Genomic DNA, 11,629 nt, shown 5'->3' on the forward strand with positions numbered 1-11,629 from the left:
CCTTGTCGTCAGCTACAGGCTCGGCGCCCGCTGACTTCATGCTCTTCGAGAAACACGCTCAAGCGGCGGGCAAGACCTCGCGACCATCGATGCTCGCAAGCGCGTTCAAGTGGTGAGCGCCATCGCCAAAACGGGCCTGCATGGCCATGAGGCGCAGAAAGTAGTGACTCGCCGCATACTCGGTCGTCATGCCGATCCCGCCGTGCAATTGGATGGCCTGCTGCGCGACGTAACGGGATGATTTCGTGATCTGCACCTTCACCGCCGACATTGCCGCCGATCGACTTCGAGCGTCGGGCTCGCTCGCCATCATCGCCGCGTACAACGCCATGCTGCGCGCCTGCTCGAGTTCGACCAGCATGTCCACGCAGCGATGCTGTAGTGCCTGGAACGTGCCAATGGCCACGCCAAACTGCCGTCGGGTCTTCAGGTAAGCAACCGTCATGTCATGGAGAGCCTGCATCGCACCAACGGCTTCGGCCGCCGTCGCCGCGATCGCCACATCGGCCAGCTCCTGTATCAGCGGAAACATGGCGCCGGGCGGCCCTAGCACGTCTGCGGCCACGACCTCAACACGGTCGAGCACAAGGTCCGCGGCACGCAGTCCATCCTGGGTCGTGTAGCCGGTTCTGCGAACGCCAGCGCTGCCAGCATCGATGAGGAACAAGCCGATGCCCGATGGATCGGCGGGTTCACCCGCAACGCGCGCGGACACCAGCAGACGTCGCGCACAATCGCCGTGCATGATAGCGGACTTGGCGCCGCTCAATATCCAGCGCCTATCCTTACACGTCGCACGAGTGGCGACCCTGGACAGCTCATACCTGCTGCTTGGTTCGGTATGCGCAAACGCCATCAACAATCTTCCCGCGGCGATGTCCTGCAGCAACTCCGCGTGCGAGCCGCCGCCGGCCCGTTGCACTGCGCGCCCGCACAACAACACCGCTGCGAGAAACGGCTCCAACACGAGCGAATGGCCGAACGCTTCCATGACGATCATGGCTTCGACCGGTCCGCCTACGTCCGAATCGAACAGACCCAGCAGCCCCACCTCTGAGTAGCGCTGCCACATCGCCTCGCTCCAACCGGCTGCGCCGCGTGCGTAGGTATCGCGTTGCGCAAACGTGTAGTGGCGATGCATCAGTCGCTCGACGGCGTCCTTGATCATCGTCTGCTCTTTGTTCAGTGAGAAGTCCATGCGATCCCCCACACTCGCTCAGATACCGAGGATATTCTTGGCGACGATGTTACGTTGGATCTCGCTGGATCCGCCGAAGATGGTAGCCGCGCGCAAGTAGAGATAATTGGGTGCGGCTGTCGCCGCCCACTCCGGTCCTATGCAGGCGACGTCCGCGCCGCTCGCCCAGTCCTCCTGACGAGGCAGCGCGTGCGGGCCCGCCACCTCGAGCAGCAATTCCGCCGTGGCCTGCGCAAGTTCAGAGCCCTTGATCTTCAGGATGGAAATCTTCGGATCTTGCGCCGTTCCCGTCTGCCGTCGCACCTCATCCAGGACTCTGAGCGTGGTAATCTCCAGCGCCTTGAGTTCGACCTCCAGCGCCGCAGCCTTTTCGCGGAACGCGTGGCTGGCTGCCAGCGTCGAGCCACCGGCCGGCACCCGCGCAGCCAGGTCTCGCGCGCGACGCAGTCGCGATTTGGAGAGGCCTATGCGCCCCGTCAGAATGCGCTCGTTCCCCAGGAGGAACTTGGCGTAGTGCCAACCCCGATTTTCCTCGCCGATCCTGTTCGTAACCGGTACTTGCACGTCATTGAGAAATACCTCGTTGACGTGATGACCGCCGTCCAGCGTCATCACGGGCTTTACGGTCACGCCCTTGCTGGCCATGTCGATCAGCAAGTAGCTGATGCCGTCCTGCTTACGAGCGCTTTCATCGGTTCGCACCAGGCAGAACATCCAATCCGCCTGGTGCGCATATGACGTCCATAGTTTCTGGCCGGTGACGATGTATTGATCACCGTCGCGCACGGCGCGCGTCCGCAGCGCAGCCAGATCCGAACCGGCCTCAGGCTCCGAGAAGCCCTGGCAGAAGAACATGTCGACGTTGGCAATCCTGGGCAGGAAATGGCGCTTCTGCTGCTCATTTCCGAACGCGATGACGACCGGCCCTACAAGGGTGACGTTGGTCGACAGCGGCTCCGGTGCATCGGCCAGATACATCTCTTCGCGAAAGATGTATTGGCGCACGGTGTCCCAACCCGTGCCGCCCCACTCCGGCGCCCACTGCGTCACGGCCCAGCCGCGCGCGTTGAGAATGCGCTGCCAGCGCACGATGTCATCACGCGACGGCAAGCGACCGAGAGCGACCTTGTCACGAATCTCCCTTGGCAGAACCGACCGAAAGAACTCCCGGACCTCGCCGCGGAATTCTTGCTCTTCTGGGGAATAACGCAGATCCATGCCGTTTCCATTCAGCGAGCCCGTACGGCTCATCCAATGTCGGGGGCAGCCGCTTCAGGCTGCCGCGTCCGTGGCTACTCCGTGCGCTATCGCCAACTTCCTCGGCACGGGTATCGTCATATCCAGGAGAACCGAAGCAAAGTTCTTGCCCTGCGGATCGATGCGCAACGACGCGATGCCGCCGCCGCCCAATGCACGCTCGAGCAGGAAGTTCAGACCGCGTACGCCCGGCACCTCGTAACGCCTGACACGCCCTTTCACGTAGTGGGCGAAGAGGTCGGCAACCGCGCGATCGGTCAAGCAGGTACGCAGCAGTTCATAGTATTCCGGCTGTCGCGCAACTACGCCGATGTTGGCGCTGTCACCCTTGTCACCGCTGCGCGCAAACGCGAGCGCGCCGATCCGCACGGGTATGCAATCGTTCGTGGACACCGCAGGCGCTGCAGCCGACGACACACCATCCGCGATGACCGGCGCGCTGGCCGGCGGCTCGTGTATGGCGACGTTCGCAAGTGCGCCACCCACGTCGACCGTCACGGGCACTCGCGTCTTGTCCAGGAGGAACGAGAACAAGCGTACGACCGGCACCGGCGCCGGCCGGCCCGCGAAGAAACCGGCGATGCCGGGTGCGGTCGCAGTCAGGGCCGGCATGATCTCCAGGGCAAACGTCTCGACGCCCCCACGATCGGCATGGTGAACCGCCATCTTGAGCATGACTTCACGCGGCCGCGTCACGCGCGCCTGTGCGCCATAGACCTCCTCGGCGCCGACCAGTTCGACGCTGGTGGCGAGGAAGTCGGCCAAACCGCGCTGCCGCAACACGCGGCGCGCTTTTGCCAAAATCGCCTCCGCGACACGGCGCGCCTTGGCAGCAGCGTCACCTCCCGTGACTGTGAGAGAGGTCGTCGCGCGCCAGCCGTTAGGATAGGTGGCGCACACTTTATAACTCGCGGTCGGCGCGCGACCGCGCGCGCCCGAAACGGCCACGCGATCGGCGGCCTCCTGCATCAGGGTCACGCCACGCCAGTCACAAGTCACGTCCGGCAAGAGGTAGGCGGCGGGATCACCTATCTCGTACACCATCTGCTCGGCGACCGTGGCAGGCGTTACCAAACCGCCGGTGCCAGCGACCTTGGTGACTGTGCCTGAGCCGTCGGGACGACACTCGATGATGGGAAATCCCATATTCTCCCATCCAGGCACGGTGCTCCAATCGGAGAACAACCCGCCCGTGCCCATGCAGCCGCACTCAACCAAGTGTCCCAGCAGCGATCCACCGGACAGTTGATCGTAGTCACCGTCGGCCCAGCCGAATTCATGCATCAGCGGCCCCAGCACCACGGCGCTGTCCACGCAGCGGCCGGTGATGACCACGTCTGCGCCCGACGACAGTGCCTGCGCGATCCCCCGCGCTCCCAGGTAAGCGTTTGCGCTGAGAAGCTTCGACGGCATGACGGCGCCGTTGTCCATGTCGCGAAGATCAAGCTCCCGAAGCTCTTCCGCGCGATTGAACAGGTCGTCACCCAGAACGACCGCGACCTTCAGCTTCACACCCGCCTTGTCCATCTGCGCCTGCAGCGCCGCGCGGCAAGCGATCGGATTCACTCCGCCTGCGTTGGTCACTACCTTGATGGCCTTTGCGGCGACCTGAGGCAGAACCTTGGCCATCACGCGTGTCACGAAATCCGTCGCATAGCCCTGTTGGGGGTCTTTCAGCTTGGCACGCGTGAGCAGCGACATCGTGATCTCGGCAAGATAGTCGAACACCAGGTAGTCGATGTTCCCGCGCTCGACGAGTTGGACGGCGCCAGTGTCGGAGTCACCCCAAAACCCCGCGCCGCAACCGATGCGCACCATACTCTTTCCAGTCATCTCATGCTCCTCGCTTCCCGGACTCAGCGGCCGACCCAGTTGGGTACGCGCTTTTCCAGGAAGGCCGTAGCTCCCTCCTTCAAGTCCTCGGAGTGGTAGAACATGACCCGCAGCGAGTTCAGGTAGTCGGTCGCCTGCTCTAGCGACATGCCGGTGCTCGTTCGGAACGCCTCCACGCCAAGCTTGAGAGCATGCGGGCTGAAGCTTGCGATCTTCGACACCATCTTCTCAGCCTCACCAATCAGCTGATCGTGCGGTACAACACGCGTCACGACGCCCACGCGCTCGGCCTGCGGCGCATCGAGAACGTCGGTCGTCAGGCACATTTCCAACGCCTTGCGGTCTCCGAGAGTGCGGCGCATGGCCGGCAGGATGACCAGCGGAAACAGACCCAGCTTGAGTTCGGTGGCGCCGAACTTCGCGCGATCGGAGGCAATGACGATGGAGCACGCGCAGGCGACGCCGAAGCCGCCGCCGAATGCCGGGCCGTTGACGGCCGCCACGATCGGCTTCGGGAAGGTACCGAGCTTCTTCAGGAGCTCAGTGGTCCCTCGCCCCTCCTCGTAGATGTTGACGACAGGCTGTTTGCTGAAGTTCTGGAATTCCTTGAGGTCGCCACCCGCGCAGAAGCTGTCTCCCGCGGCCGAGAGCAGCACGACACGCACTTCCTCGTCGGCGCGGGCGCGCTCCAGCGCGGCGATGAATTCGGTCACGAGCTGGACGTTCAGCGGATTGCGCTTCTGCGGCTCGTTGAGCTGGATCGACGCGATGTTCGAGCGCACTTCGTAGTTGACGCTGGGCATATGTGTTCCTGTGTGCCTTTCGAGATTCAAGATGCGGGCTTCGTGGCGGCTGCGCGCACGACACCCGCCTGCAGCAATTGCTCGATGCTGTCGGTCGAAAGTCCCGCTTCCGCGAGGATGTCACGCGTCTGCTGGCCCAGGACGGGTGGGAGATGGCGCAGCTCGCAGGGGGTCTGCGAAAACTTTAGTGGGAAGCCGAAGACGCTGATCGGTCCCGCTGCAGGATGATCGACCACGTGGATCATGTCCCGCGCCACGACCTGCGGATGCGTGACAAGCTTGTCGATCGTGTTGACGGGCGCGAGCGGCACGTCCGCGGCGTCCATGATATTGACCCACTCCAGAGTATCTCGCTTGAGGAATTCCGCCTCCAACAGCGGGATCAGCTCTTGCTTGTTGGCAAGCCGCAGCGGATTGGTCAGGAAACGCGGATCTTCCGCCAGATGGCCGACCCCCATTGCCATGACCGCGCGTTGCCACAGGCGGTCGTTGAAGGTCGCAAGCGTCGCCCACCCGTCGCGGGTCCGGAACGCCTGATAGGGTACGATGCTGATATGCCCGGAGCCCAGCGGACCTGGCACGTTTCCCGTCGAAACGAACGACGTGAACATGTAGGAGATGAAGGCCATCTGCGATTCGAGCAACGAGGTCTCGACGAGCTGCCCTTGGCCCGTCTGATCGCGAGCACGCAACGCGCCCAGGACGCCGACGCTGGCGAACATGCCGGCCGTCAGGTCGCAGACGCTGACGCCGAGGCGCATTGGGGAGCCACCGGGCTCGCCGGTGATGCTCATTAAGCCGCTGAACGCCTGCATGTAGATATCGGTTGCGGGCTTGTCGGCGAACGGGCCGGTGCGGCCGAAACCGGAGATTGCGCAGTACACAAGGCGCGGATTGATCGTCTTGAGCTGCCCGTATCCGAGGCCCCACTTCTCCATGACGCCGGCGCGATAGTTTTCGACCACCACGTCCGCGGTGGCTACCATCTTGCGAAATATCTCCTGGCCCTCCGGTGTGCCGAGGTCCATCACGAGACTGCGCTTGTTGCGATTGAAGCTGACGAAGTAGCAGCTCTCGCCGTTCTGCAACGGAGGCCATTGACGGCTGTCGTCGCCGATGCCGGGCGGCTCGATCTTGATGACGTCGGCGCCGAGATCCCCCAGCATCAACGCACATATCGGACCCGCGAGCGCGCGGCTCAGGTCAAGAACCCTAGTGCCCTGCAGTGGCTGCATGCGCATTTCCTTTCGCGTCTCGTTTTGCGGGAGATCGTCCCGAAGAGCGCAAGATGCCCTCGCGATCGATTTCGTTGCGAAGCAGAGTCAGTTCGTCGGCACTCGGCCGCCTGGTCAAAGGCACGCGTGCCGGAACGATCATGTCGGCGCCGGTATTGTCGCGCACCTCTTCCAGGGTGACGCCGGGATGAAGCGACTTCAGACGCAGGCGGTATGTGTGCGGACAGAAATCCATCAGGGCCAGCGGCGAAATCACGAGCGTCGGCCCCCCGCCGCGCAGGCGCAGCGTTTCGCGATCGCCGGGTCCTCGGCCGTAGCCGTGCGCAGTGACATAGTCCACGCGCTTAACGAACGAGCGGCGAGTGTGCTGCTGCATGTAGATGTAGTACCGCTTCGCCGCGCCCGCCGTGTAGGCAAGCCCGGCGGCCCCGGGTCCATGCAGCGTCGGCGCGCGAATGTCGCCGATCGCCGTCATGTTCAGATTGCCGTAGGTATCGACCTGCAGCCCGCCGCCGAAGAACCAGTCTCGATCGGTACGGAAGATCGATACGAAGTGAAGCACCGCTTCGGCGCCGGCATGGATGTTGCGGTAGTCAGTGGTCAACGCGCACAGCGGAGCGCGTCGCTTGTCGTTGATGTTGGAGACGAATCCTGTCGCGCTGGTGATGATGCTCAGGTTGGGCGCATGGGTGAGCTGCGCCAACCTCGCTGCCGCGAGCGGAATTTCGCTGCGGGCTCCGCCGGGAGAGCCGGTCTCGCCGTCGCGCAGCTCCTTACTGAGAACCGCGGCTGCGAGCTCGGGCCAGTCGTAGTCGATCTCAATGGATTCAGCCATGGATCCCCCTGCGAAGTGCAACGATGGTTGAGGGCTTGACGTGTCGATCGAGGTAGGCGTCCTGCGTAGGTACCTGGTCGACGAATTGCGCGACGTAGTCGTCCATCGCGTCCTCGCGTGCTGCCTGCAGGTAGCGCTGCAGTCCGGCTTCATCGAACTGATAGTTGCCATGCGACGAGCATGGATGTGCACCGAATGGTGCATCGACGACGAAATCGACGAGCATCTGCGACACGTCCGTGCGATGGGGATCGCGCTCGGTGTGAGAAAGCGGGACAACCTCATCGACGCTGGCGATCACCGTACCGCCGCTGCGACGCGTGGCTTCGGCTGCGATCAGGTCGGCGAACGAATAACCCGGATAGCGCAGGTTGCCGTACATATCGCCGGCTGCCGCATGCAGCAGGGCGAATTCGGGCTTGAAGGCGCCGACGGCGATCATTGCCTCGCCGGTGATCGGATCCTGCACTTCTTTCAAGTCCGGGTTGACGCGCGGCAGATCTGTGCCGACGCCGGTTTTAACGAGGCCAGACGGCAAATCCTTCGCCGCCGACTCCAGCGCGCACAATACCTGGGTTTCGTCGCATTCCCACGCGCGCAATGTTCCGTCGCTGGTGCCTTTTCGAAAACCGGGCGACAAACCGAGATAGTCGAAGCCCATGTACGGCAGTCTCACCTCGGCCACACATCCCGCCGAAATCAGCAGATCGGCGTCGATCGACGCCTGGCACGGCGTGATGACCGTCAATCCGCGCATCCGCCGCCGCACCAGCTCGCGCACTAGTGTCATAGGCTTGTTGTGGAACAGCGACCCGCCGATAATGATCATGCTGCCGTCGCGCACGTCTGCGAGAGCGTCGGCGACCGATCGCAGCTTGCTTGCCCTGTTGCCCATTTTCGGTTCCTCGTAAAGACGTGTGGCGCCCGTCACAATGCGGCGGCGCTACACAGGACCACAGTGGCCTGGCTCGACAGCACGCCGCCGTTTCCATGTGCGAGCGCGATGTTGACGTCCGGCACCTGGCGAGCGCCGCACTCGCCACCGATTTGGCGCGCGGCCTCCACCAGAGTGAAGAGCCCGTACATGCCGGGATGCACGCACGAGAGCCCGCCGCCGTTCGTGTTGACCGGCAGCTCGCCGCCGGGTGCGATGCGGCCACCGGACACAAACGCACCGCCTTCGCCTTTGGCGCAGAAGCCGAGATCTTCCAGCAGCATGATCGTGTTGATGGTGAATGCGTCGTAGAGCTGCACCACGTCGACATCGCCGACGCCGATGCCGGCCTGCGCGTAGGCGCGCGCGGCGGACTGTACGGCGGCGGTCGTCGTGAGGTCCGGCATCGAGGAAATGTCGCGATGGGTGACGGACGACGCGGCGCCGAGCACATAGGCCGGGTAACGACAGAGGTCACGGGCACGTTCGGCGCGCACCACCACGGCCGCAGCGGCGCCGTCAGTAACGAGGCAGCAATCGCGCAGGCCCAATGGCGACGACACCAGGCGCGCGTTCAGACAGTCGTCTATGCTGAGGTCGGCGCGCATCACGGCCTCCGGATTCAGCTTGGCCCAACTGCGCGCCGCAACCGCGACTTCGGCGAGATGCTTGCGGGTCGTCCCGAACTCGTGCATGTGGCGCGCCACGGCCAGCGCGTAGGAACTGATGGGGGCCAGCGCTTTGTAAGGCGACTCGTAGCCCGATAATCCGGCCGCGGTCATCAGCTTACCGGTCGCCGTCTTCTGATTGCTGCCGTAGGCGATCAGCGCGACGTCGCATTGGCCGGCTGCCAGCGCCAGTGTTGCCCAGAACAAATGCATCTGAAACGAGGAACCGCCGAGCCGGCTGTTGTCGAGCACCTTCGGCTGCACGCCGAGATATTCGGCGAGCGTCAGTCCGGACAGTGGATCATCGGCAAGGCATATGAACAGGCCATCGACGTCGGCCGGGGCAAGCCCGCATGCCGAAAGCGCGCGCACGCTGGCGTGAACGGCCATATCGATGGAACTCAGCCCTGGCGACTCGCCAAGCCCATACGTTGCAGTGCCGACCAGCGCCGCGGCGCCTCGCGGAAAGGCACTCATGCCCGCGCCTCCGTCTCGGCCGGCACGAATACTAGCAGCGGTTGCCCGGATTCCTGGACGATGCGGGCCTGCACCCGCATGCCGATCGTCACGTCTTGCGCCGCAATGCCGTCGACGCGGCTCATCAAGCGCGGACCCTCGACGAGATCTATCAGCGCAACATTGTACGGTTCGCCTGGCGGCCTAACCGAAATGGCGGTCGTGGAGTACACGGTGCCGCGACCATCGGCCTGAACCCACTCCAGATCTTGCTCGCCTGTCAGCGGCATCGCCACGCGCGGATAAAACATGGTCCGCCCGCTCGAACGGCTGCGCAGAAGCATGAAGCGGCCTTCGGCCAGATGCCGGCGGAATCCGAGCTCCGGCATTAGCGTCGCTGTATTCGCGGACGAGGCAGTCATGCTGCACCCTCTTCCTTTGCGGATTGCCGAGGATTTCGCGGCTACCTCTCTCAATCGATTCGAATGCCAGAGGTCCGTGCGAACTCTTTCCAACGCGCGAGATCCTCTCGAAGCAGCGCGGCAGATTTTTCCGGCGTGTATCCCAGCATGACCGGCAGCCCCATGGCCTTGAGCTTGCTCACGACGACCGGGTCCGCCAGCGCTTCCTCGAGCGCCTTGTTGAGACGCGCGACGATCGGTTGCGGTAGCTTGGCAGGGCCGAAGAGGCCTTGCCACGAAACGAGCTTGGCGTTGTCGACGCCCGGCACCCCTGCATCGACCAGACACGGCACATCCGGAATGGCGCCGGAACGTGTGGTGTTGAGCACGAGGAGTCCGATAAGTTCGCGCGCCTGAATGCGCGCCGTCGTGGCGCCAACGGAGTCAACGGCGAACTGAATGCTGCCGACGTAGAGGTCATTCATGACCGGCGCCGAGCCCTTGTACGGGACGTGAAGTGCCTTCAATCCGAGCGTCTGCAACAGCATTTCAACGCCGATATGCGTTGAGGTGCCGACGCCGGCGGACCCGTAGGCGTACTTGTCAGGATTCGCTTTGAGCAGCGCCACGAACTCGGCAAAATTCGACACGCCGAGCTTCAGCGAAGCCACCAGAACGATGGGATTTTCGATCGCCATGCCGACGGACGTGAAGTCCGCAACGGAGTCGTACTTTACGTCCGTCGCAAATGCGGGATTCAACACGTGCGACGTCAACCCGCCCCATAGAAGGTTGTAGCCGTCCGGCGCAGAACGAAGCACCTGATCCAGGCCGATCCGCCCCCCTGCACCACTGATGTTCTCGACAACGACAGGCTGGCCCAGCGCCTGCTTCAAACGCTCCGCGACAACGCGCGCCTGCACGTCGACACCGCCGCCCGCAGGATACGGGACAATCATACGCACAGGTCGCGATGGATAGTCATCAGATGCGTGCGCGTAACGTACACCCGCAACGCTGGCGCTCGTTGCCAGAACCAGGTGCAGCACTTGGCGGCGGGAGGCATGAAACGGTCGCATTGCGCGTTTCCTCAATCGACGGGCTGCTTGCCCCTTCTTGGTTGTTCTGCTAATAAAACGTCGTGTTCTACATAGAACAATCTATCGGACGACCGGCAGCAATGCAACGCTGGCCGCATGAAAATCAGGTCTTTGACAATGGCGAATGAAGTGGCTCGCGACTACACGGTTCCAGCCGCCGATCGAGTGATCCGAATTCTCAAGTACTTGCGCGACAACAAGAACGCAGGCGTTTCCCAGATCGCCGCCGCAGTAGGTATTGGTCGCAGCAATTGCTACGCAATACTCAAAACTCTGCAGAACGACAGCTTCGTCGCCTTCGACGATACACAGAAGACTTACAGCCTCGGCTTGGGATTGCTGGAGATCGCACGAGCCGCGACTCGTGACGTTCCAGTGGTGGCCGCAACTCGTGCCCTGCTTGTCTCATTCGCCAAGCGCACAGAATTGAGCACGTTCTTGATCGGGCCGTTCGGAGAGCACCGCCTGATCGTCCTAGACAAGGAGGAGCCGCCGATCGACGTGCGCATTACCATTTCAATCGGTACGACGACCGTCGTTTCAGCCGGGGCAAGCGGCAAATGCTTTATGGCGTTTTTGCCCCGCAAAGAATCGGACCAACTGCTAACACATGTGCCGATCTCCGCGATGACCGCATCCACAGTTACAGCCAAAAAGGAATTCCGCAAAGGGTTGGAGCGAACGCGTGAGGACGGCTACGCGATCGTATTCGACGAGGCGATCGCCGGCGCCAATGGAATCGCGGCGCCGATTTTCGACGCCAATGGGCGAGTTGCGTTCGTCGTAACAATCGTGGGCTTCGCGCTCAACCTACCGCTTGAGAGGGCCAAAGCCATAGGCCAAGAGCTGCGCGCTGCGACGGATCGAATCACGCTTCAGACCGGAGGCCTATTGCCGAGTGAATAGGTT

At 63.0% G+C, this 11,629-nt stretch carries 11 protein-coding genes; 1 reads left to right on the forward strand and 10 read right to left on the reverse strand.

Features of this window, described 5'->3' with window-relative positions:
* Positions 1–58 precede the first annotated feature (58 nt).
* From RCO31_RS06795 to RCO31_RS06840, 10 genes are read right to left on the reverse strand one after another with little or no spacing between them, the layout of a single operon-like run.
* Positions 59–1,198 (reverse strand): acyl-CoA dehydrogenase family protein, encoded by a 1,140-nt coding sequence (locus tag RCO31_RS06795; protein ID WP_308967486.1) that lies wholly within the window; start codon positions 1,196–1,198, stop codon positions 59–61.
* An 18-nt stretch (positions 1,199–1,216) separates the two neighbouring features.
* A complete protein-coding gene (locus RCO31_RS06800; protein ID WP_308967487.1) occupies positions 1,217–2,416 on the reverse strand; it encodes an acyl-CoA dehydrogenase family protein in 1,200 nt (399 codons plus the stop codon).
* A gap of 54 nt (positions 2,417–2,470) precedes the next feature.
* A complete protein-coding gene (locus tag RCO31_RS06805) occupies positions 2,471–4,288 on the reverse strand; it encodes an acyclic terpene utilization AtuA family protein (protein WP_308967488.1) in 1,818 nt (605 codons plus the stop codon).
* Positions 4,289–4,311: 23 nt separating this feature from the next.
* Positions 4,312–5,091, reverse strand: a complete 780-nt coding sequence (locus RCO31_RS06810) for an enoyl-CoA hydratase/isomerase family protein (protein WP_308967489.1) — start codon at positions 5,089–5,091, stop codon at positions 4,312–4,314.
* A 26-nt stretch (positions 5,092–5,117) separates the two neighbouring features.
* The gene (locus RCO31_RS06815) at positions 5,118–6,326 is read right to left on the reverse strand and encodes a CoA transferase (protein ID WP_308967490.1); all 1,209 of its coding nucleotides are present in this window, start codon (positions 6,324–6,326) and stop codon (positions 5,118–5,120) included.
* Positions 6,304–7,161: a CoA-transferase gene (locus tag RCO31_RS06820; protein ID WP_308967491.1), complete on the reverse strand. Its 858-nt coding sequence runs from the start codon at positions 7,159–7,161 to the stop codon at positions 6,304–6,306. Before RCO31_RS06820 ends, RCO31_RS06815 begins: the two co-directional genes overlap by 23 nt.
* Positions 7,154–8,056 (reverse strand): CoA-transferase, encoded by a 903-nt coding sequence (locus RCO31_RS06825; protein ID WP_308967492.1) that lies wholly within the window; start codon positions 8,054–8,056, stop codon positions 7,154–7,156. Before RCO31_RS06825 ends, RCO31_RS06820 begins: the two co-directional genes overlap by 8 nt.
* 32 nt (positions 8,057–8,088) lie before the next feature.
* Positions 8,089–9,240, reverse strand: a complete 1,152-nt coding sequence (locus RCO31_RS06830) for an acetyl-CoA acetyltransferase (RefSeq protein ID WP_308967493.1) — start codon at positions 9,238–9,240, stop codon at positions 8,089–8,091.
* The gene (locus RCO31_RS06835; protein WP_308967494.1) at positions 9,237–9,641 is read right to left on the reverse strand and encodes an OB-fold domain-containing protein; all 405 of its coding nucleotides are present in this window, start codon (positions 9,639–9,641) and stop codon (positions 9,237–9,239) included. The genes RCO31_RS06830 and RCO31_RS06835 overlap by 4 nt, the downstream gene beginning before the upstream one ends.
* A 50-nt stretch (positions 9,642–9,691) precedes the next feature.
* Positions 9,692–10,699, reverse strand: coding sequence for a tripartite tricarboxylate transporter substrate binding protein (locus RCO31_RS06840; RefSeq protein ID WP_308967495.1), 1,008 nt, complete (start codon positions 10,697–10,699; stop codon positions 9,692–9,694).
* A 138-nt stretch (positions 10,700–10,837) separates the two neighbouring features.
* Here RCO31_RS06840 and RCO31_RS06845 point away from each other — a divergent pair, with 138 nt between their 5' ends.
* The gene (locus RCO31_RS06845; protein ID WP_308967496.1) at positions 10,838–11,626 is read left to right on the forward strand and encodes an IclR family transcriptional regulator; all 789 of its coding nucleotides are present in this window, start codon (positions 10,838–10,840) and stop codon (positions 11,624–11,626) included.
* The last annotated feature ends 3 nt before the right edge of the window (positions 11,627–11,629 follow it).

Source organism: Bradyrhizobium sp. LHD-71 (assembly GCF_031157255.1).
In the GTDB taxonomy this organism is placed as follows: Bacteria; Pseudomonadota; Alphaproteobacteria; order Rhizobiales; family Xanthobacteraceae; genus P52-10.

Excerpts from the sequence above, each read along its gene's own strand:
- RCO31_RS06835 (WP_308967494.1), bottom strand. The coding sequence starts at position 9,641 with ATGACTGCCTCGTCCGCGAATACAGCGACGCTAATGCCGGAGCTCGGA.
- RCO31_RS06800 (WP_308967487.1), bottom strand. The coding sequence starts at position 2,416 with ATGGATCTGCGTTATTCCCCAGAAGAGCAAGAATTCCGCGGCGAGGTC.
- RCO31_RS06815 (WP_308967490.1), bottom strand. The coding sequence starts at position 6,326 with ATGCAGCCACTGCAGGGCACTAGGGTTCTTGACCTGAGCCGCGCGCTC.
- RCO31_RS06795 (WP_308967486.1), bottom strand. The coding sequence starts at position 1,198 with ATGGACTTCTCACTGAACAAAGAGCAGACGATGATCAAGGACGCCGTC.
- RCO31_RS06830 (WP_308967493.1), bottom strand. The coding sequence starts at position 9,240 with ATGAGTGCCTTTCCGCGAGGCGCCGCGGCGCTGGTCGGCACTGCAACG.
- RCO31_RS06820 (WP_308967491.1), bottom strand. The coding sequence starts at position 7,161 with ATGGCTGAATCCATTGAGATCGACTACGACTGGCCCGAGCTCGCAGCC.
- RCO31_RS06805 (WP_308967488.1), bottom strand. The coding sequence starts at position 4,288 with ATGACTGGAAAGAGTATGGTGCGCATCGGTTGCGGCGCGGGGTTTTGG.
- RCO31_RS06825 (WP_308967492.1), bottom strand. The coding sequence starts at position 8,056 with ATGGGCAACAGGGCAAGCAAGCTGCGATCGGTCGCCGACGCTCTCGCA.
- RCO31_RS06810 (WP_308967489.1), bottom strand. The coding sequence starts at position 5,091 with ATGCCCAGCGTCAACTACGAAGTGCGCTCGAACATCGCGTCGATCCAG.
- RCO31_RS06845 (WP_308967496.1), top strand. The coding sequence starts at position 10,838 with ATGGCGAATGAAGTGGCTCGCGACTACACGGTTCCAGCCGCCGATCGA.
- RCO31_RS06840 (WP_308967495.1), bottom strand. The coding sequence starts at position 10,699 with ATGCGACCGTTTCATGCCTCCCGCCGCCAAGTGCTGCACCTGGTTCTG.